This window comes from Anoxybacillus sp. FSL W8-0382, assembly GCF_038003845.1.
Taxonomy (GTDB): Bacteria; Bacillota; Bacilli; order Bacillales; family Anoxybacillaceae; genus Anoxybacillus; species Anoxybacillus flavithermus_G.
The window spans coordinates 239,549-259,550 of sequence record NZ_JBBOPX010000001.1 but is presented as its reverse complement, the minus strand read 5'-3'; the positions used below and the strand labels follow the sequence as shown (position 1 = coordinate 259,550).

Below are 20,002 nucleotides of genomic sequence, written 5' to 3'. Positions count from 1 at the left end.
CCCCTTACAACGTTGGTTTTTGTTTATGATAGTCTGTTGCTTGTTCGAACGCATGAGCGACGCGATAAATTGTGCTTTCATCGAAATGTTTGCCGATAATTTGCAAACCAACCGGAAGCCCGTCGACAAATCCGCATGGAATCGAAATACCTGGAACACCGGCAAGGTTTACTGGGATCGTTAAAATGTCGTTTGCGTACATTGTTAATGGATCGCTCGTTTTTTCACCAATTTTAAACGCTGGCGTTGGGGTTGTTGGTCCGATAATGACGTCGTATTTTTCAAAGACGTTTTCAAAGTCTTGTTTAATGAGCGTCCGCACTTTTTGCGCTTTTTTGTAATATGCGTCATAGTAGCCCGAGCTTAACGCAAACGTTCCGAGCATAATGCGGCGCTTCACTTCGTTGCCGAACCCTTCGCTGCGCGTTTGCTTGTACATCTCCATTAAGCTTTTTGCATTGTCTGTTCGGTAGCCGTAACGAACGCCGTCAAAGCGAGCAAGGTTAGCAGACGCCTCAGAAGATGCTAACAAGTAGTATGTCGCGAGCGCATATTTTGAGTGAGGAAGTGAAACTTCTTCCCACGTTGCGCCAAGGCTTTCTAAAACTTTTAGCGCTTGTAATACCGATTGGCGCACTTCGTCTGATACCCCTTCTCCTAAATATTCTTTCGGCACGGCAATTTTTAAACCTTGAATGTCACCTGTTAAGGCAGAAACATAGTCTGGTACGTCAACATTTGCGGATGTAGAATCCATCGGATCCAATCCAGAAATGACTTGTAGTAAGTATGCATTATCTTCAACGGTGCGCGTAATCGGACCAATTTGATCAAGCGAAGACGCAAACGCAACAAGCCCATAGCGCGATACGCGGCCGTACGTTGGTTTTAACCCAACAACCCCGCAAAACGCAGCTGGTTGGCGAATCGATCCACCTGTGTCTGATCCAAGCGCAAATGGCACTTCTCCTGCTGCCACTGCCGCTGCTGAACCGCCGCTAGAACCGCCTGGCACGCGCTCTAAATCCCACGGATTGCGCGTGAGTTGAAAGCCAGAGTTTTCTGTCGATGATCCCATCGCAAACTCGTCCATATTTAATTTTCCGATCGTCACTGCGTCAGCTTCGTTTAAACGCTCTACAACCGTTGCATCGTAAATCGGGTCGAAGTTGTACAAAATTTTGCTGGCACACGTTGTGCGTAGCCCTTTTGTCACAATGTTATCTTTAATGCCGATCGGCATTCCGAAAAGTAAACCAAATTCCTTTTCTGTTCCCAATTTTTCATCTAGCTCTTTTGCCTTCATGCGAGCTTGTTCTTCGTTTAACGTTAAAAACGCCTGTACTTTTTCTTCTACTTCGGCAATCCGTTTAAACGATTCATCCACTAAATCTGAAACGGAAATTTCTTTTTTATGTAATAAACTGTGCAGTTCAGATACACGATAATCAAACAATGACATATTCTTCCCTCCTTACTCTAAAATGGCTGGTACTCGGAATTGCCCGTCTTGATGGTCTGGTGCGTTTTTTAATACGTCTTCTAACGGAAGACCAGCTGTCGGTACATCTTCACGCATGACGTTTTTCATATTTAACACGTGCGACGTTGGCGGAACGTTTTCTGTATCCAGCTCATTTAACTGCTCCGCAAACGTAATAATGGCGTCTAATTGTTTCGCAAACATTGTCGCTTCTTCCTCTGTAATCGCTAAACGTGCTAAATGCGCGACGTGTTTTACTTGCTCGATTGAGATTCGTGACATATGTTTCACCTCCGATATTGTCGACCTTTCACAATACTATGATGATACCAAACTTTCGTGCAGTGAAGCAACATTTGCCATTCATTTTAGATGAACAAAAAAACGAGATGCCCAACTGGACATCTCGTTATCGTTGGGAAAACTGTTTCAATCGCTTCTTGTGTATAACCAGATCCAGGGTTTACCCCTTTTAAATTTTCGACAATGAAACAATATACATTTTTATCGTTTATTCGACATAAATCAAGCATTGACGAGAGAACAAATAACATTGTAGAATGAAAAAAATTTTTGAAAAACAACTCGTATAATTTCGGAAATATGGTCCGAAAGTTTCTACCAAACGACCGTAAATCGTTTGACTACGAGGATTGCTCCTCGTATCGAGTTGGGGAGGAGGAACATCTATGAAACAACTTGCAGTAGCTTCCAAAAGACAAATCGCTGATATTGTTGTGAAAAACGGAAAAATCGTCAATGTTTTTACCCACGATATCATCGAAGGAGACATTGCGATTACCGACGGAAAAATCGTCGGTATCGGTACATATGACGGGCATACGATCATTGATGCACAAGGAAAATACGTTTGCCCGGGTTTGATCGACGGACATGTTCATATTGAATCATCAATGGTTACCCCAAGCGAGTTTGCTCGCGTCATCGTTCCGCACGGCATCACAACCGCCATTACTGATCCGCATGAAATTGCGAACGTCTCGGGGACAAAAGGCATTGAATTTATGCTAAACGATTCGAATAACATTCCGCTCGATGTATATGTCATGCTGCCATCGTGCGTACCCGCCACCGATTTTGAACATGCTGGCGCGACATTGCACGCCGAACATTTAGCCCCATTCTTTTCCCATCCGCGCGTGCTCGGACTTGCAGAAGTGATGGATTATCCTTCACTTCTAGAAGGAAAGCAACCTATGCTTGCGAAACTAGCCGCTGCGATGGAAGCAAATAAACTGATCGACGGTCATCTAGCTGGACTGGATGAAACAGCTGTGAACGTATACCGAAGCGCCAATGTCCACACTGACCATGAATGTGTCACAATAGACGAAGCGATCGCCCGCATTCAACGAGGCATGTACGTACTAATTCGGGAAGGTTCGGTCGCAAAAGATTTAAACAAACTACTCCCTGCTGTCAATACGTATAACGCGCGCCGCTTTTTATTTTGCACAGATGATAAACATATTGATGAGCTTGTCACAGAAGGAAGTATCGATCATCATATTCGTCTAGCGATTCAAGCAGGCATGAATCCACTGACAGCTATTCAAATGGCGACATTAAATGCGGCAGAATGTTATCGCCTATATACGAAAGGCGCGATCGCTCCTGGGTATGATGCCGACTTTTTGTTTGTAGAAGATTTGCATGCATTTTCTATTACACACGTCTACAAAAAAGGGAAACTTGTTGCTCAAAACGGGCGAGCGACATTTTCGGTAGAAAAAACTAATTCAATCGACAAAGCCATTACGCAATCTATTCATGCGAAAGAAATAACGAAACAACATATACAAATCCCATTTCTTCATGGGAATAAAGCAAATGTCATTCAAATTATCCCAAATCATTTGCATACAAAACGGCTCATGACAGAAGTGGATGTTGAACACGGGGTCTTTCAACCATCGGTGGAGCGGGATCTGTTAAAGCTTGTCGTCGTTGAACGTCATCGTGGTCTTGGCGTTGGTGTTGGTATCGTCAACGGCTTTCAACTGAAAAAAGGGGCGATTGCGTCATCGATTGCTCATGATTCACATAACATCATCGCCACCGGAACGAACGATAACGACATCATCGTTGCAATTGAACATATAAAACATATAAACGGTGGACTTGCTGTTGTCGACAATGGACATGTGTTAGCAGACTTGCCGCTTGAAATCAGCGGTCTCATGACAGCGAAAAGGTTTGAAGACGTATTAGAACGACTGCAAAAGATACACGATGCTTTAATAACGATTGGAGCATCAGACGAATTCAATCCATTTATTACACTTGCCTTTCTAGCATTGCCAGTCATTCCAGAGCTGAAATTAACCGACCAAGGCTTATTTGACGTTTCATCGTTTCAATTTATAGACGTGGAAGCATAGGGGGATTTTTTATCCCTCTTTTTTGTCGAATGATGTTATAATATGGTTGTGTGCAAAGGAGGTGAGAAAATGAGCGAGCAATTATTGGAGAAAATTTTACTCGTCGTCACAGACATCCAAAAAGAGTTGCAGGACATTCGTGAAGAACAACAAGCCATTCGCGAAGAGCAGAAAACATTCCGTGAAGAAATAAACTCGTTGCGGGAGGAAATGAATGCATTCCGCAAAGAGCAGCAACTCATTCGCGAAGAGCAACAAGCATTAAAAAATGGACAAAAAGAGCTTTACGATCTTATGAACGCTCTTCTCCATCGTCAGGACGAAACGGACGCAAAGCTTGAAGCTTTAACAATGGATGTCCATCATATGCGCGGTGAAATGACAGCAATGAAACAAGAAATCCACGCACTAAACGAAAAAATTGACTCCCACTACAAACAATTCAACGAACGTCTCAACAACCTCCAACTTGACGTTGATTTCACCGTTCATAAAACAACGATGACGGAACGCGAACTTTTCAAAATGAGAAATCGGTTGTTTTCATAGAGAGGGCATTTCCCTCTCTATGAAATTCGATTTATATACTTCTTTCATTTAAAGGTAACATCACTTCCAGAAATGAATGAAATTACATGATTCTCCGCCCCACATAATATCCCAGTGCTCCCATATAAATCGGGGCTGCAAAGCCAAAAGGAGGATAAAAAGGAAGCGACGTAATCGTTGCGATCCCTAAAACAACAGCCCAATCCCATTTAAATCCCCATTTTTCATCGATAAAAAAAATGAGCGCCTCTGTTACCGCACATATAAACGGAACAGCTAGTACTGCAATTGGAAAAATGGCAATAAAGAAAGAAAAACCGCTAAATAATGAGAACGAAAGGGCAAACATGACAAACGACAACAAAACTCCTATTAAAAATTTTTTCACTCATTCTCCCCCTATTCTTCCAATTCACGAACTCGTTTTTTCATCTCTACTAATAATTGATCAAATAAATGAACGTATCGCTGGCGAATATGTTCATAAATTTCCATCGCTATTTGTTCATCGTATGTATGTGATGTCCTATTTCGATCTTCTAACATTTGAATCCACGCTTCTCCATCTTGAATAAGTCCTTCTTTAAATGCTTGTTTAATCGTTTTTCGCGGACTTGTCATTTCGTTGTTCCCGTTATATTCTAAGTAACTTTTCATCCATTTCCATGCTAGTTCGTACGCAAATTCAAATCGTTGAATTGTCGCGTCAAGAGCTAAGTCGTCTTTTTCCACATCACGCGCGATGCTTTGATGCAGTTTATTTAATGCTTTTTCAAAGTCAAATAGTTTATCCATGATTTTATTCATCGTCACAACGGCCTCCCCGCGTTCATTCGTTAAAAAAATTGTCTTTCCTTCGAGATCAATATACGATTTGAGCTTTTCATTGGTGATCTTTTCGTAATCAATAGCATCTACCGTATAAATGATATTTGCTTCCGCTAAATCGTCTTGAATGCGATACAGCTGCTCGTTATGGCTTCTAAACTTAATCGCAATATCGATGTCCGACGTTTCTTTATAATCGCCTCTCGCCCTTGATCCGAACAAAATCACTCTTTCAATGATGTCGGCATAATTTCGAAACACACAAATGAGGTTATAAAATGTTTGCTTTTTTAAGCCGTACATGTTTGTACTCAATCGCCCATCACCACCCACTTCTATATCATCTTTTATACCCTATCACTCTTATCTTACGTATTTGAAACCCCTCTTAGCATTTTCGCCAAGAGGGGTTTTCCATTAAAACATTTCGGATACCGTTTTTGCTTGCATATGAAGAAGTAAGTAGTCTGGACCGCCTGCTTTCGAGTCTGTTCCAGACATATTGAATCCACCAAACGGATGGTAGCCGACGATCGCACCTGTGCAACCGCGGTTAAAGTAAAGGTTGCCAACATGGAACTCCTCACGCGCTTTTTCAAGGTTAAAGCGGTTGTTTGAAATGACGGCACCTGTTAAGCCATATTCGGTATTGTTGGCAATTTCAAGCGCATGGTCGAAGTCTTTTGCTTTCGTGAACGCTACAACAGGTCCGAAAATTTCTTCTTGCATAATGCGCGCTTTCGGATCAACATCCGCAAATACCGTTGGCTGAATGAAGAAGCCTTTCGAATCGTCTCCTTCACCGCCTGTCATAAGCTTGCCTTCTTGTTTCCCAATTTCGATATATTCCATAATTTTGTTGTACGCCGATTGATCAATAACCGGTCCCATAAACGTGCTTTGTTCTTCTGGGTTGCCGACTTTTAGTTGCTTCGTTAACTCGACGACGCGGTTTAATACGTGGTCATACACTTCCTCAAGCGCCACAACACGCGAGCATGCCGAACATTTTTGACCAGAGAAGCCAAAAGCGGATGCCACGATCGATTGTGCAGCTAATTCTAAATCTGCTTCTTTGTCGACAACGATCGTGTCTTTTCCGCCCATTTCCGCAATGACGCGCTTGAGCCAAATTTGTCCTGGATGCACTTTAGCCGCACGTTCATAAATGCGAATACCGACATCGCGAGAACCTGTGAAGCTAATGAAACGTGTGCGCGGATGGTCAACTAAATAATCGCCTACTTCCGCACCGCTTCCTGGAATGTAGTTTAATACACCTGCTGGAAGGCCCGCCTCTTCTAACACTTCCACGAATTTATACGCCACGACTGGCGTTGCACTTGCTGGCTTTAAAAGCACCGTATTTCCTGTTACAAGCGCTGCAACCGTCGTTCCCGCCATAATCGCAAATGGGAAGTTCCACGGTGAAATGACGACGCCAACGCCAAGCGGAATGTAAAAGAAGCGATTTGTTTCTCCTGGACGGCTTTCGACAGGAATGCCATCTTTTAACTTCAACATTTGGCGAGCATAATATTCCATAAAGTCAATCGCTTCCGCAGTATCTGCATCTGCTTCTTTCCATGGTTTCCCTGCTTCTTTCACAAGCAATGCGGAAAACTCATGTTTGCGGCGACGCACAATCGCTGCCGCACGGAACAAAATATCTGCGCGCATTTCTGGCTTTGTTTTGCTCCACCATGTAAATGCCGCATCTGCTGTTTGCATCGCTTTTTCTGCTAAATCTTTATTCGCTTTCGCTACGCGACCAACCACTTCTGTTTTATTTGCTGGGTTGATCGAAACAATTTTATCTTCTGTCATGATGCGTTCGCCGCCAATCACAAGCGGATAATCTTGACCGAGATAGGCTTGCACCGTTTTTAACCCTTCTTCAAACGCTTTTTTGTTTGCTTCGACTGTAAAATCAGTAAATGGTTCATGTTTATAAGGTTGTACCATTTATAAGCCCCCTTCGTTGAGATTACAAAAGCGTTCCCACACACAATCCCATTCTAACGGATGGAGCATACATATTCAAATTTTTTATGGTTGATAGATGTGAACGAACGGCTCATTTTGATCTGGATTTTTTATAATGATGCTCTCCGGTCCACGCACCGAAGAAATGTAAACGGAAATCGGCATGTAATCAGGCATTTTCTCCATAAGAAGACCTGTGACATATTGCGTAAATCCGATGACTTCTGTCTTCCCGTAAAACTGCATCACAATATCAATTGTCAATTGTTGCAATTGGTCATCGCGATAAAACGCCCTGCCAATCACTCCAGTATAATTCGGGAAAAATTCTTCAATATCGGATTTTAAATTTAAAAATTTCACTAAATCATCGCGATGATTTTTTTCCGCTTCATCCGATGGAAACACATAATATTCTTCATTTATTTTTTCCCAATCTTGAATATCGTTACTTCCCTTATCAACATAACCAACCGCAAAAAAGTGTCCTGGAACGATAGACGATTTTGGTTGTTGCTCAAATAAACCAACAACAATTGGCACTTCCTTTAACCCATCGATTTGACGTAAGCGAGAAACAATTTCCGCCGCTGCTTTTTTCCCTTCCTTCTCCATATCGCTTTTTGAAATTTTTACTTCGCGTGGATATCCTTCTTCTGTTTCATAGTAATGAACAGAATTCATCGCAAGTCCGATGACAACCCCGCCTAATTTCACTTTATCGTTTCCCGTTTTCACTAAGTAGTTATGTTCTAAAATATGTGAAATGTAAAGGGGAGATTTTTTATTTTTTTCTGCATTTGTCCCTTCATTTCTTAGAGCAGGATTCAACCCTTCGCCATTTCCTTGTTTTCGTTTGAGCCACGACTCAATCGTCTTTCGATCTAAGTATTGTCCTTGTTGAAACAAATATTGTGACGGAGAAAACTTCGTTTGTGCAATGCGCATTAAACCAAGTTCAAATTCATCCATATCTAATCTTGTATTCACATTTTCAACGACAAGCCCGCGCGCCTCTCCAGGTTGAAAAGGTAAAATGGTGCGATAATACGAATTAGAAATGTTGTACTTTGGAATAATCGCCTTTTGTTTTTTATTATCTGTCTCTTGCACTACTTGCTCTTCTTGATTAAATTTTGGCGCGCATGCTGACAAAGTAAGAAGCATACAAGCAAGCAATATGATCCACTTTTTCATCGTTCACACCTGCTTTGATTGTTGTATTTCTTGAAGAAAACGCGCTTCATCCCAAATCGTAATACCAAGCTGTTTCGCCTTCTCTAATTTTGACCCAGCGTCTTCACCGACAACGATAACGTCTGTTTTTTTGCTGACGCTTCCTGTCACTTTTCCACCTAACGCCTCAATTGCTTCTTTTGCTTCACTCCGCGACATCGACTGCAACGTACCTGTTAAAACAAACGTCTTCCCAGCAAACGTGGAGCTTATATCGACTGTCTGTTTTGCTCCTTTATATGTCATATTGACACCATATGCCCGCAAACGTTCAAGCAACTGCTTCACTTCTTCTTTTGAAAAATACGTGACGATTGAATCCGCCATTTTTTCACCGATTTCGTGAATGGCCGTCAGCTCTTCTTTTGTCGCTTGTTGGAGTCGCTCCATCGTTTCAAAATGTTCCGCTAACGTTTTTGCCGCTTTTGCGCCAACATGGCGAATACCGAGACCAAACAATAAGCGCTCAAGTGAATTTTGTTTTGACGCTTCAATCGCTCGTAGTAAGTTTGTTGCTGATTTTTCACCCATTCGTTCTAATGCGACAAGCTCGTCTTTCGTTAATGTGTACAAATCTGCCACGCTGCGAACAAGACCATGCTCAAATAGTTGAGCAATGACTTTTTCACCTAGTCCGTCAATGTTCATCGCTTGACGTGAGACGAAATGAATCAGCCCTTCCCGAATTTGTGCCGGACATTGCGGATTCACGCAGCGGAGGGCCACTTCATCATCCAGTCGAACAAGCTCGCTTGCACATACTGGGCAATGGGTTGGCATATCGAATGGCTCTTCTTTTCCTGTCCGTCGCTCTGGTAACGAACGAACAACCTCTGGAATAATATCGCCTGCTTTTTTTATGATAACGTAATCGCCGAGACGAATATCTTTTTCACGAATGTAGTCTTCATTATGAAGTGATGCGCGTTGCACGATCGTTCCTGCCACACGTACCGGCTGCAAAATAGCTGTCGGTGTCACCACGCCTGTCCGACCGACACTTATCTCAATATCAACAAGTTGCGTGACAACTTCTTCAGCAGGAAATTTATATGCAATCGCCCAGCGCGGACTTTTTGCTGTCGCTCCAAGCTGCTTTTGCTGCGCAAATGCGTCTACTTTAATGACGATCCCGTCAATATCATACGGCAATGACGCACGCCGTTCATGCCACTGCTCGATGTAAGCAAGCACATCATCAATCGTTTCACATACTTGTCGCGCTGGATTTGTTTTAAATCCAAGCTCATCTAAATAATTAAGCGCTGCGCTATGTGACAAAATTCCGAGCTCTTCCGCGTTGACGACATGGTATGCAAATATGTCTAATTGACGAGAAGCAGCAACTTTCGGATCAAGTTGTCGAAGCGAGCCAGCTGCCGCGTTACGCGGATTCGCAAACAATTCCTCCCCGTTCATTTTTCTCTTTTCATTTAATTTTTCAAACGATTTTCGCGGCATATACGCTTCGCCACGCACCTCAATGGTCACTTGTTTCCGTAATCGAAGCGGCAACGAGCGAATCGTTTTTAAGTTTTCTGTAATATCTTCACCAGTCGTTCCATCGCCACGCGTCGCCCCTTGTACAAAATAACCGTCTTCATAGCGCAGCGACACCGCTAAACCATCAATTTTCAATTCACATACGTAACGCACATCGCCAACTTCTTGACGAACACGGCGATCAAAATCTCGCAAGTCTCCTTCATTGAAAGCGTTGCTTAAACTAAGCATCGGCACACGGTGGGTCACTTTTTGAAACGCTTCTAATGGGGCGCCACCAACACGCTGCGATGGAGAGTCCGGCGTTTTATATTGCGGATATTGCTCCTCTAACTCCATTAATTTCCTCATTAATTCATCATACTCAGCATCAGAAATAGACGGTTGATCTAACACGTAATATGCGTAATTATGTTTTTCAATTTGTTCACGCAATTCAGCAATTTGCTTTTCAACGTCGTGTTGTGCCACGTTTTTCATCCTTTCTACACTTTCGTAATCGGAGCAAATTTCGCCAATAGTCGCTTAATGCCAATTGGGCTTGAAAAAGCAACATCTAGTTCTTGATCGCCATCGTTTTCTTTTACACGAACGATTGTGCCAACTCCCCATACTTTATGACTTACCTGAATCCGTGATGGATTGACATCGACTTTGACTTTTTTGCTGGTTTTATGGATGTGTGATCCACCATTCCCTTTTTATGTTTAAAACAGATGTCATCTTCACTCTCAGAAATGAAATAAATATCTTTTTTAGGTATATAAACCAAAGAAAAAACAAAAAAGGACAGAGGGTTAGGATGAGTACAGAATTGCGAACAATCGTTCGTTATGCTCCTTCTCTCCATTTTATGTAAATGTTCAGTAGGGGCTCGCTATAGCCACTCCTTCGCGTCAGTTTCATCCAGATCTGTCGTGATCGGCGGACGAGTCGACCTGCCATCGTGATCACCGTCTGAATGATCGTCTTGATGCGGCGGCGTTTCACTTTATGATGTAATGGATGTCTCGGATCGCTTAATAGATCTTGTCCAATCAGGCGAAGAAGGTTGTACACGAATGCTCCCATGACTAACACGAGCGCATTCGTTTTCATCTTCCCTGATGGAAGTCGCTCTAAATCTAAGTCGCTTTTCAGTTCGCTATGAAACTGTTCGCATGTCGCATGATCGTGATACAATGCGAGCACATCACTCATTCGAACATGCTCGTATCCTTCGAGGCGCACCCAGTAGCTTTCGACTTCGTAATCAGGAACGAGCATCAGCTGTCCATTTCGTTCCATCGTTCGTTCCGTCACTTGGGTGACTTGAACGTACGTATACGTGTGTCCATCGATTGCTGCTGTCTGTGGAAGGCATAACTCATACGTTTGTACTCCTTCTGTTTGTCCATCATCGACGCGTCTGCCCTTTTGCGAAGCGATCTGGAACCAAAGCGCTTTCGATTCTCGGCGTAAGTTTCGCTTGATGACAAAGTCCACGTCTTCCTTTAGACATACGTGCACATTCGCTTCCGCATCGTTTCCTGCATCCATGCGGACAAGCAGACGAGACGAGGTCAGCGGACGAGCTCGACGGATAGCGGTAGTTAAAAACGAAGGCATGTTGTCTTGTACATGTTGTTTCCCTGGACGCAGCTCGGCATGAACGATATACCCTTCCTTCCCTGCGTACGCAAACAACGGCGTAAAACCGTCAAATCCTTTATACGTTCGACTCACTCCTTCTTTCTTCGTATCGGAGTTGTCAAATGGGGAAGCATCTATATCAAGGGGAAGCCATGTCGTTTTCCCTTTCGCCCAACAAGGGGACAAGGTAGCGTGTTGTCGAACCAACAGACGCATCGATTCCTCCCAAATGATTGCTTCGGTCATCGGAAGACAAGCGAGCTGATCGAGACGCTGTCGCAACGTTGGGGAGGAAGGCACGTGCTGAATCCCCATCGATGCCGAAAAGATATCGTCCTGACGATACGCTTCGATATGATCGAAATCCGTTTTTCCTGTGGCAAGCAAGCCAATCATCGAGCGAATGACATCGCTATGGGAAATGTGCACATCTCGACGAACCGTTGGGAGCCGAAGGGCGTTTACTCGTTTATCCAGCTTCGTTTGGTGCAGTAAGTAGCCCACGAGAGCAAGCCCAGCACTTGGAGTAATCGCTTCATCTGTCAATACAAACCGAATCGGGAAATCTTTCATCACATTCACCTACTTGATGAAGAATCGTCAACGTCGTTTTCCCTTATCGTATCAACGGTTTGCGACCATTGTAAAGATGTTTTGTCACGGATTCAGGACTTACTTTATCCCCCACGCGCCATTCCCCTTGCGAAGCAGTAGATGGACGCACGGATGCGGATGATTTTTTCACTCGTTTATGCGCATATTCAATCAATTCTTCAGGAATTTCATCAATAAAACGAGATGGGGCATTGACATGCGTTTGTCCAAATAACGTACGCATATGGGCGCGCGTTAAAAACAGTTCTTCTTCAGCACGAGTAATACCGACATACGCCAAACGACGCTCTTCTTCCATTTCATCTTCATCATTTAATGAACGGTTATGTGGGAAGATCCCTTCTTCCAGCCCGACTAAAAAGACGACAGGAAACTCTAATCCTTTAGCTGAATGGAGCGTCATTAAAACGACCGCATCATTTGTTTGTCCTTCGCTATTATTATCAAGCTGGTCGATATCTGCTACAAGCGCCAAGTCTGTCAAAAAGGCAACGAGCGATTTATCTTCGTTTACTTGTTCAAAATGTTGGGTGACAGATAAAAACTCATCAATGTTTTCAAGTCGGCTATGCGCTTCTAACGTTTTTTCTTCGCGAAGCATATCGCGGTAACCTGAACGATCGAGTACATCTTCAACAAGTTCGGTTACAGATAAATAATGCTGCATTTGGCTCCAATGATGAATTTGTTCGCGAAATTGTACGAGCGGTGCAGCGATGCGAGCGCTAATCCCCATTTCTTCAATGGAACCAAGCGCATCAAACATCGATATCCCTTGACTCGAAGCATATGCTGCAATTTTATCAATTGTCGATGCCCCTATGCCGCGTTTTGGAACGTTAATAATACGAGTTAAGCTAATGTCATCATTCGGATTCGCAATTAACCGTAAATACGCTAAAATGTCTTTAATTTCTTTTCGATCATAGAATTTTAACCCACCGACAATTTTATATGGAATGTTCGCCTTCAATAACATTTCTTCAAGCACGCGCGATTGCGCATTCGTACGATATAAAACCGCAAAATCTTTATACGTTCGTTTTCCGTCATCGACATATTCTTTAATTTTTCCAACGACAAATTGCGCTTCATCGACTTCCGTCATCGCTTCGTAATACACAAGCGCTTGCCCTTCGCTATTTTCTGTCCAAAGTTTTTTCGGTTTTCGTTGCGTATTATGTTCAATGACCGCATTCGCTGCCTGTAAAATCCGCTTCGTTGAACGGTAATTTTGTTCAAGCAAAATCACTTTTGCATTCGGATAGTCTTTTTCAAACGATAAAATGTTGCTAATGTCGGCACCGCGCCAACGATAAATGGACTGATCGGAATCCCCGACGACACATAAATTTTGAAAACGTTTTGCAAGCATGTTCACAAGCAAATATTGCGAACGGTTCGTATCTTGATATTCATCGACATGAATGTATTGAAACTTTCGTTGATAATATTCCAGCACTTCCGGAACGCGTTGAAATAATTGGATTGTCGTCATAATTAAATCATCAAAATCAAGCGCATGATTGCGCAACAATCGTTTTTGATATTCTTGATACACTTCCGCTACAAGCTTTTCATATGGGTTTGCTGCTTGTTCGGCATATTTTTCTGGTGTCACCAAATCGTTTTTCGCGCTGCTAATCGCACCTAAAAGCGCACGTGGATCATATTTTTTCGGATCAATATTGCGATCTTTTAAAATATGTTTTAACACCGATAATTGATCAGTCGGGTCTAAAATAGAAAAGTTCGCATGAATGCCAATGCGATCGATGTCACGTCGTAAAATGCGGACGCACATCGAATGAAACGTCGAAATCCATATATCTTCCGCTTGCTTTCCAACGATGCGCTCCACGCGTTCTTTCATTTCACGTGCGGCTTTGTTTGTAAACGTAATCGCTAAAATGTTCCACGGAGCAACGTCTTTTTCCGCCATTAAATAGGCGATGCGATGCGTTAATACGCGCGTTTTGCCACTTCCTGCTCCCGCCATGATTAGAAGCGGTCCTTCTGTCGTTTTTACCGCTTCTTTTTGCTTTTCATTTAATCCATCCAACAGCATATGTGCCGACATACTCATTTTTTTCACCACCAAAACATATGTTCTCTTTTTTATTCTCCATTTATGTTGATTTTCCTTTTACCGCTTCGACTGTTTGTAATGCCATTTGTAAATTTGTATAAATAGCGTTGCCAACAACAACTGTATCCGCCCACATCGCCATCTCTTTCGCTTGGGCTGGTGTATGAATGCCACCGCCATAAAACAAACGGGTGTGTTTTAGCGTCCGCTTTACTTTCTCGACAAGCCTTACATCTCCGTATCGCCCACTATATTCCATATAAAAGATAGGAAAATGATATATATGTTCCGCCATGCGAGCATAAGCGATGACATCTTCCGCTGTTACATTCGTTCTTGCACTCGTTAACGATGCCGCCTTACATTCCTCGTTTAAAATACAATACCCTTCAACAAACAGTTCTTCCCAATTGATTAAATCACCAAACTGTTTGACCGCTTCGTGATGTAAATCAATTAACCAAGTAAGATCGCGGCTATTGAGCACCATAGGAATGAAATAATAGTCAAATCCAGGTGTGACTGCCTCGATATTTGATACTTCTAGCGCACAAGGAACGGAAAAACGACGCACACGTGCAAGTAAGTCAATAACGTTTTCAAGCGTTACACCGTCTGTTCCACCGACGATAATCGCATCGGTACCTGATTCACATATTTGCTCTAACTGTTCGTCAGTAATGGCTTTGTTCGGATCTAATTTAAACACATGTCGCCATGTTGTCATCTCATTCATGTTTTTTCACCTCATCTCATTATAACAAAAATCATACCAAAACATCGTAAAAAGAAGCTGACTCACTGTGAGCCAGCCTCCTCCTTTTGTTCGTTATAAATGCGATCGAGTGCCATCGCATACGCATCATTTCCATAGTTTAAGCAGCGCTTTACGCGTGAAATCGTCGCTGTGCTTGCCCCTGTTTCTGTTTCAATTTTATGATACGTATATCCTTCACGCAACATGCGCGCTACTTCCAAACGTTGCGCAAGCGCTTGTATTTCATTCACTGTACATAAATCATCGAAAAAACGATAACATTCTTCTAAATCTTTTAATGACAAAATCGCTCGAAATAATTGGTCAAGCTCTCTGCCTCGCAATTTATTAATTTGCATATACGTCCCCCTATTCATATTGTACTTGTTTGAGATTTGGAACGACTTGAATCCATGTTTTACCTGGAACAAATCCGAGTGGAGCACCGCTTTTGTAAGGGAGAAGGCGCCCCTCAACATTTTTCCACTCTACTTCCTGTACTGTTCCTTTTTGGAATAAGTATCCTTTTCCACCTGATGTAAAGTCAATATCTCTCCGACCATAGTCATCAATAATTCGATGTGTTGCTTCAACAACAAACACATTTTCTACCGCAATAGGTGTATTCGTTTCCCGATCAACAGTCGGCTTGCCACCACTCGAACGAACATATTTCGTTCCATCATATGTATAATGAACGTGAGCATACGATCGTTTAGAATACACAACATCAATATTCGTCGCTTCTACAGCACGTGTCAAATCATTTGAGAAAAACGGCAATGGCTTCACTTCTTCTTCAAATGCATAGCCGTTTTTTTCAGCACCTTTTTTAATATGTTCAAAGGAAATGTACGAATTGTGCGGCGCTTTTCTCGTTCGATCTCGCCAAAATAACGTCCCATCGTAAAACAATCCATTGACGTGATCTACTGAACCAGACTGCAATAACCGTTGAGCCTCTGGACTCCATCCATGGCATACATATAACGCATGAAAGCCGTTGCTTAATTGAATAAAATAATCGCGCGCGCTCCGAACAGGTCCGATCACATCAGGCTGCTCACTTTGATAAATCGCTAACAGCCGCGTAATATCCCCTTCAGCAAGCGCCTCGTAGACGATATCTGCTTTATGTAACCCCGATTGCGGTCGGGCGGTAGGGTAGTTGTTAACCATAACCGCTACGACGCGTTGCATCGTTTTTTCACTCGCTGGCATACCCGTTAACGGGAACGTCCACATCGCTTCTTCTTTCCCTTGTTCATTCCCTTGTTCGATTGTTGTTGGAGGAGACCCCTTTTCTTTCATGTTTTGCTCTGCACGTTGACATCCAACACCAAACATAACCGCGAGCGTAATGAGCAACAAAAACAATAATCGCCGCAACATGAACCCAACCTTTCATTTTCGTCTCTTTTATATTTTAACGCATTATTGTCGGAAAGAGTACTGTTTTATGCATAACATCGTAAATTCCTTTCGGTGTAATGCGAATATACGGCAAATGTGTCGATGATAAAAAAAGCAAAGTGTAAATTGGATCCGCAAACGCATAACCGCGCGCTCGCAACAGTTCGCCGAGCGTTTTTTCTTCTTCCATTAACACTTCCATCGGTTTTGCCGACATTAATCCGCCTAAAGGAAGCGAAATTTCATGAATGATTTCTCCGTGTTCACAAAGGACAATACCGCCTCCGATTTGTTTCATACGTTCAAAAGCAAACAACAAATCACGTTTACTTTTCCCAATTAAAATAATGTCCCCTGTATTAGAGTACGAACTAACAAGTGCTTGCACATGTGTCGCAAACCCTTTTAATATAGTGTTTACACGCCATTTTCCGTTGCGATCAATAAGCATTAAAAAGCTTTCATCATGATCCGCTGATAGCTCATCAGCAGATGTATCAATCGAAATCGAATATGGCTTAATAATGACCGAGTTCTCCATATACATCCCTAACGGCATTGAAAACTGCAAATCATCCATCTGTAAATCCCAAGTCAGCGCAAGTGGCATAAGACCATGTGCATCCCATTCCATCGTTGAGAAAGCATGAACAGGAACGCCATCACGTTTGACCCATTGTCCGCTTGCTAAAACAGAAATCGGTGTCGGATTGGAAGCATGTTCAAGAATATTAATATGTGCAATACGCCCTGGTGTAATGCTTCCGTGCAAATGATCCATATTATAATAACGAGCGACATTCCACGTTGCCATGCTATATGCATCAATATCGCTTACTCCTTCTTGTAATGCAATGCGAATCATTTCGTCGATCATTCCATTTTCATAAAAAGCAGGGGTCGAACCGTCTGTCGTAAACATGCAATGATCGTAATGATGAATGCCGCATTGTTTCATCTCTTTAAGCAACGTCGGCAAATCAGGCCGAATGGATGAATGACGCAGCGATACGGTATACCCCTGCATCAACCGCTTATAGACGTCACTTCCGGTCATCGCTTCATGGTCAGCGTCCGCACCAAACAGTTTCATTTTCGTTAACGTGCGATCTGAAGCGCCCGGAAAATGACCTTCTACTTTTTTACCGAGCTTTTTCGCTTCCTGTATCCAATGGAGAATGAAATCGTCCCCTTCTAACAGCTTTGGCCATCCAGTTAATTCCCCAACTTGTAATACCGCATCATTTTCCAGCCAACTTTTCATGTTTTTATACGAAAAAAAATGCTCTTCTCCGTTCATTTCTGTCTGTGGATCCAGTCGGCACCACCAATACATCGTCACCGGTTGTTTTTCCATAGCGGACAAAAAAGAAAACGCTTTCTTTTTTGTTAACTGTAAAAAAAGGAATAGATTGTCATTAATAAGTGTTGTTGTACCGTGCTGTGCTGCATATTCCGCTAACGTATGGGGATTATATAACTGAAACGGATGAGCATGTGGCTCCATATAGCCAGCAACAAGCACTTGATTCGAGCAGTCCACTACTTCGCATGAATCGAGTTGCTTCGGTTTATTTGGACCGACATATACAATTCGGTCATCGCAAACCCAAACGTTTCCTTGTACCCATTGACGTACGTATGGATGTAAATACGTTGCGTTCATGAACACTTTTGTTGGCGCTTGCTTTCCGTCAACAACGGCAACGTGTCGGCGAATTTGTTCGTTTTTCCATCGATATCGTTTTTCCATCATGATCGCTTTCCTCCTAAATCGTACCATCGTCTATTCACATTTTAACGGATGAAAGCAAATTTCACAAACAAAAAGGAGGGAGAACATGAAACAAAACATCGGTATCATCAATGCGATGATTCGCATCACATGCGGATTTACGATGCTAGCTTGGGCAACTGCCAATTTTTCTCGCAAACCGTGGCGTGAATCGTATATTTGGGTCATGATGCTCGCTGCGATGAAAATCGCAGAAGGTATCGTTCGTTTTTGTCCTGTGATGGCTTTGTTTGAACGATATCAATGCCATTGTGACAGCAACAATGAGAATGAGAAAGCGATTCCGATTGAGCCAGTTAACCCTTCGTAACAATAACCCCCTTGTATGCATACAAGGGGGGAAAGGAGAGAAAGTATGATTGCCGAATATATAACAGATACATTCTTTATTCTTATTCTTTTAATTGGCAGCATCGTTGCCCTTAGTTTTGTATACGTTCGCAAGCGACGTGCGCGATAGCTTTATTGCCAATATCACGTCGATAAAAAAGTTGAGCACAGTCAATGTTCTGAATTTGTTCATACACAAGACGTTGTGCTTCTTTCAACGTATTCCCACTCGCCACAACAAGGAGCACTCGTCCCCCGTCTGTTACCCACTCATCGTCCACACGTTTTGTGCCAGCGTGAAAAACTTGTGCTTTCGTTATACGTTCTAGACCACGAATAACAGCACCTTTTTCATATTGTTCAGGATATCCTTTCGCCGCCAATACAACCCCAATCGTTGCTTCGTCACTCCAATGCAACGTAACAGGCTTATCTTCTAAAAGTGAGACGATGACTTCAACGAGATCATTTTGCAAACGCGGCAAAATGACTTGTGCTTCAGGGTCACCAAACCGTGCATTAAATTCGATGACTTTTGGTCCTTCTTCCGTCGCAATTAATCCTGCATATAAAAATCCAGTAAATGAACAGCCTTCTTTCGTTAATGCTTTCACCGTCGGTTTGACGATCGTTTCCATCGCATCGTGAACGATCTGTTCGCTTATTTGCGGCACAGGAGAATACGCCCCCATTCCTCCTGTATTTGGACCTTGATCATCATCGAACGCTCGCTTATGGTCTTGGGCGATAACCATTGGATATACACGTTCTCCATGTACAAATGTCATAAGCGAAAATTCTTCGCCTTGTAAATATTGCTCAATGACAACTTGTACCCCCGCTTCACCAAACTTTTTGGCAACCATAATGTCATACAAAGCATGGAGCGCCTCTTCAACTGTCATCGCCACCGTTACCCCTTTTCCTGCTGCAAGCCCATCCGCTTTAATGACAATCGGAGCCCCTTGTTCGTGCACATATTGTACAGCTTCATCATACTCTGTAAATGTCGCATAGCTCGCTGTCGGAATGTTATATTTTCTCATCAAATCTTTCGCAAATGCTTTACTTCCTTCAATTCGCGCCGCCTGCTGTTTTGGACCAAAAATGCGTAATCCTTCCCTTTCGAAACGATCAACTACTCCTTCCAACAGCGGTGCTTCCGGTCCAACAATCGTTAAATCAATCGCTTCTTTTTTCGCCCATTGCACAAGCGCTTCGACGTCAGCCTCTAAAATCGGAACGCGCGTAGCGATTGCATTCATTCCATCGTTTCCTGGCGCCACGTATATGTGGGTCACGAGCGGGCTTTGTGCTACTTTCCATGCAAGTGCATGCTCTCGGCCACCACGACCTATAATGAGCACTTTCATCCGTTGCTTCC

The 20,002-nt window shown here is 42.9% G+C and carries 17 protein-coding genes, 2 pseudogenes and 1 riboswitch; of the genes and pseudogenes, 4 read left to right on the top strand and 15 right to left on the bottom strand.

All coding sequences use genetic code 11. From position 1 onward, the window contains the following. Positions 1–4: 4 nt before the first annotated feature. Positions 5–1,462 (bottom strand): Asp-tRNA(Asn)/Glu-tRNA(Gln) amidotransferase subunit GatA, encoded by a 1,458-nt coding sequence (gene gatA, locus NSS60_RS01450; protein WP_004888804.1) that lies wholly within the window; start codon positions 1,460–1,462, stop codon positions 5–7. A gap of 12 nt (positions 1,463–1,474) precedes the next feature. After that, positions 1,475–1,765, bottom strand: a complete 291-nt coding sequence (gene gatC / locus NSS60_RS01445; RefSeq protein WP_004888803.1) for an Asp-tRNA(Asn)/Glu-tRNA(Gln) amidotransferase subunit GatC — start codon at positions 1,763–1,765, stop codon at positions 1,475–1,477. A 283-nt stretch (positions 1,766–2,048) separates the two neighbouring features. After that, positions 2,049–2,150: riboswitch (purine riboswitch) on the top strand. Between the two features lie 22 nt (positions 2,151–2,172). Between gatC and ade the strand changes: the two genes are divergently transcribed. Then, on the top strand, positions 2,173–3,885 hold the full coding sequence (ade, locus tag NSS60_RS01440; RefSeq protein WP_004888801.1) for an adenine deaminase: 1,713 nt from the start codon (positions 2,173–2,175) through the stop codon (positions 3,883–3,885). A gap of 42 nt (positions 3,886–3,927) precedes the next feature. Further along, positions 3,928–4,434, top strand: a complete 507-nt coding sequence (locus tag NSS60_RS01435; protein ID WP_004888800.1) for a hypothetical protein — start codon at positions 3,928–3,930, stop codon at positions 4,432–4,434. A gap of 82 nt (positions 4,435–4,516) precedes the next feature. Here NSS60_RS01435 and NSS60_RS01430 read toward each other — a convergent pair whose 3' ends face one another. The 12 genes and pseudogenes from NSS60_RS01430 to NSS60_RS01375 form a co-directional block, all read right to left on the bottom strand. After that, complete coding sequence (locus tag NSS60_RS01430; protein WP_340720590.1) at positions 4,517–4,822, bottom strand: hypothetical protein; 306 nt, start codon at positions 4,820–4,822, stop codon at positions 4,517–4,519. A gap of 11 nt (positions 4,823–4,833) precedes the next feature. Further along, positions 4,834–5,565: an HI0074 family nucleotidyltransferase substrate-binding subunit gene (locus tag NSS60_RS01425; RefSeq protein WP_035019098.1), complete on the bottom strand. Its 732-nt coding sequence runs from the start codon at positions 5,563–5,565 to the stop codon at positions 4,834–4,836. Between the two features lie 114 nt (positions 5,566–5,679). After that, positions 5,680–7,227 (bottom strand): L-glutamate gamma-semialdehyde dehydrogenase, encoded by a 1,548-nt coding sequence (gene pruA / locus NSS60_RS01420; RefSeq protein WP_004888785.1) that lies wholly within the window; start codon positions 7,225–7,227, stop codon positions 5,680–5,682. An 84-nt stretch (positions 7,228–7,311) separates the two neighbouring features. Further along, positions 7,312–8,445 (bottom strand): CamS family sex pheromone protein, encoded by a 1,134-nt coding sequence (locus NSS60_RS01415; protein ID WP_004888784.1) that lies wholly within the window; start codon positions 8,443–8,445, stop codon positions 7,312–7,314. A 3-nt stretch (positions 8,446–8,448) separates the two neighbouring features. After that, positions 8,449–10,467: an NAD-dependent DNA ligase LigA gene (ligA, locus tag NSS60_RS01410; protein WP_035018398.1), complete on the bottom strand. Its 2,019-nt coding sequence runs from the start codon at positions 10,465–10,467 to the stop codon at positions 8,449–8,451. A gap of 5 nt (positions 10,468–10,472) precedes the next feature. Next, positions 10,473–10,607: pseudogene (locus NSS60_RS01405) on the bottom strand (hypothetical protein); the annotation flags it as partial. A 211-nt stretch (positions 10,608–10,818) separates the two neighbouring features. Next, positions 10,819–12,192 (bottom strand): IS1380 family transposase, encoded by a 1,374-nt coding sequence (locus NSS60_RS01400; protein ID WP_088223330.1) that lies wholly within the window; start codon positions 12,190–12,192, stop codon positions 10,819–10,821. 172 nt (positions 12,193–12,364) lie between these two features. Continuing rightward, a pseudogene (gene pcrA, locus NSS60_RS01395) lies at positions 12,365–14,320 on the bottom strand (DNA helicase PcrA); the annotation flags it as partial. A 43-nt stretch (positions 14,321–14,363) separates the two neighbouring features. Beyond that, positions 14,364–15,059 carry a heptaprenylglyceryl phosphate synthase gene (locus tag NSS60_RS01390; RefSeq protein ID WP_004888781.1) on the bottom strand — a complete coding sequence of 232 codons (696 nt, stop codon included), beginning with the start codon at positions 15,057–15,059 and terminating at the stop codon, positions 14,364–14,366. Positions 15,060–15,121: 62 nt separating this feature from the next. Further along, positions 15,122–15,439: a YerC/YecD family TrpR-related protein gene (locus NSS60_RS01385; RefSeq protein WP_004888780.1), complete on the bottom strand. Its 318-nt coding sequence runs from the start codon at positions 15,437–15,439 to the stop codon at positions 15,122–15,124. A gap of 10 nt (positions 15,440–15,449) precedes the next feature. Continuing rightward, complete coding sequence (locus NSS60_RS01380; protein ID WP_064214580.1) at positions 15,450–16,472, bottom strand: DUF3048 domain-containing protein; 1,023 nt, start codon at positions 16,470–16,472, stop codon at positions 15,450–15,452. A 34-nt stretch (positions 16,473–16,506) separates the two neighbouring features. Continuing rightward, on the bottom strand, positions 16,507–18,249 hold the full coding sequence (locus NSS60_RS01375; protein ID WP_004888778.1) for an adenine deaminase C-terminal domain-containing protein: 1,743 nt from the start codon (positions 18,247–18,249) through the stop codon (positions 16,507–16,509). An 85-nt stretch (positions 18,250–18,334) separates the two neighbouring features. Here NSS60_RS01375 and NSS60_RS01370 point away from each other — a divergent pair, with 85 nt between their 5' ends. Both NSS60_RS01370 and NSS60_RS01365 read left to right on the top strand, forming a co-directional pair. Next, on the top strand, positions 18,335–18,598 hold the full coding sequence (locus NSS60_RS01370) for a YgaP family membrane protein (protein ID WP_004888777.1): 264 nt from the start codon (positions 18,335–18,337) through the stop codon (positions 18,596–18,598). Between the two features lie 15 nt (positions 18,599–18,613). Continuing rightward, entirely contained in the window at positions 18,614–18,748 is a 135-nt protein-coding gene (locus NSS60_RS01365; RefSeq protein WP_329401973.1) for an EYxxD motif small membrane protein, read from the top strand. On the opposite strand, the gene purD is transcribed toward NSS60_RS01365, so the two are convergent. Further along, positions 18,711–19,991 carry a phosphoribosylamine--glycine ligase gene (gene purD / locus NSS60_RS01360; RefSeq protein ID WP_004888775.1) on the bottom strand — a complete coding sequence of 427 codons (1,281 nt, stop codon included), beginning with the start codon at positions 19,989–19,991 and terminating at the stop codon, positions 18,711–18,713. The genes NSS60_RS01365 and purD overlap by 38 nt on opposite strands. Positions 19,992–20,002 lie beyond the last annotated feature (11 nt).

What these genes read in the sequence shown, in the direction of transcription:
- gatA (WP_004888804.1), bottom strand. Translation starts at nt 1,462, where the DNA reads ATGTCATTGTTTGATTATCGTGTATCTGAACTGCACAGTTTATTACAT.
- gatC (WP_004888803.1), bottom strand. Translation starts at nt 1,765, where the DNA reads ATGTCACGAATCTCAATCGAGCAAGTAAAACACGTCGCGCATTTAGCA.
- ade (WP_004888801.1), top strand. Translation starts at nt 2,173, where the DNA reads ATGAAACAACTTGCAGTAGCTTCCAAAAGACAAATCGCTGATATTGTT.
- NSS60_RS01435 (WP_004888800.1), top strand. Translation starts at nt 3,928, where the DNA reads ATGGTTGTGTGCAAAGGAGGTGAGAAAATGAGCGAGCAATTATTGGAG.
- NSS60_RS01425 (WP_035019098.1), bottom strand. Translation starts at nt 5,565, where the DNA reads ATGTACGGCTTAAAAAAGCAAACATTTTATAACCTCATTTGTGTGTTT.
- pruA (WP_004888785.1), bottom strand. Translation starts at nt 7,227, where the DNA reads ATGGTACAACCTTATAAACATGAACCATTTACTGATTTTACAGTCGAA.
- NSS60_RS01415 (WP_004888784.1), bottom strand. Translation starts at nt 8,445, where the DNA reads ATGAAAAAGTGGATCATATTGCTTGCTTGTATGCTTCTTACTTTGTCA.
- ligA (WP_035018398.1), bottom strand. Translation starts at nt 10,467, where the DNA reads ATGAAAAACGTGGCACAACACGACGTTGAAAAGCAAATTGCTGAATTG.
- NSS60_RS01400 (WP_088223330.1), bottom strand. Translation starts at nt 12,192, where the DNA reads ATGAAAGATTTCCCGATTCGGTTTGTATTGACAGATGAAGCGATTACT.
- NSS60_RS01390 (WP_004888781.1), bottom strand. Translation starts at nt 15,059, where the DNA reads ATGAATGAGATGACAACATGGCGACATGTGTTTAAATTAGATCCGAAC.
- NSS60_RS01385 (WP_004888780.1), bottom strand. Translation starts at nt 15,439, where the DNA reads ATGCAAATTAATAAATTGCGAGGCAGAGAGCTTGACCAATTATTTCGA.
- NSS60_RS01380 (WP_064214580.1), bottom strand. Translation starts at nt 16,472, where the DNA reads ATGTTGCGGCGATTATTGTTTTTGTTGCTCATTACGCTCGCGGTTATG.
- NSS60_RS01375 (WP_004888778.1), bottom strand. Translation starts at nt 18,249, where the DNA reads ATGATGGAAAAACGATATCGATGGAAAAACGAACAAATTCGCCGACAC.
- NSS60_RS01370 (WP_004888777.1), top strand. Translation starts at nt 18,335, where the DNA reads ATGAAACAAAACATCGGTATCATCAATGCGATGATTCGCATCACATGC.
- NSS60_RS01365 (WP_329401973.1), top strand. Translation starts at nt 18,614, where the DNA reads ATGCATACAAGGGGGGAAAGGAGAGAAAGTATGATTGCCGAATATATA.
- purD (WP_004888775.1), bottom strand. Translation starts at nt 19,991, where the DNA reads ATGAAAGTGCTCATTATAGGTCGTGGTGGCCGAGAGCATGCACTTGCA.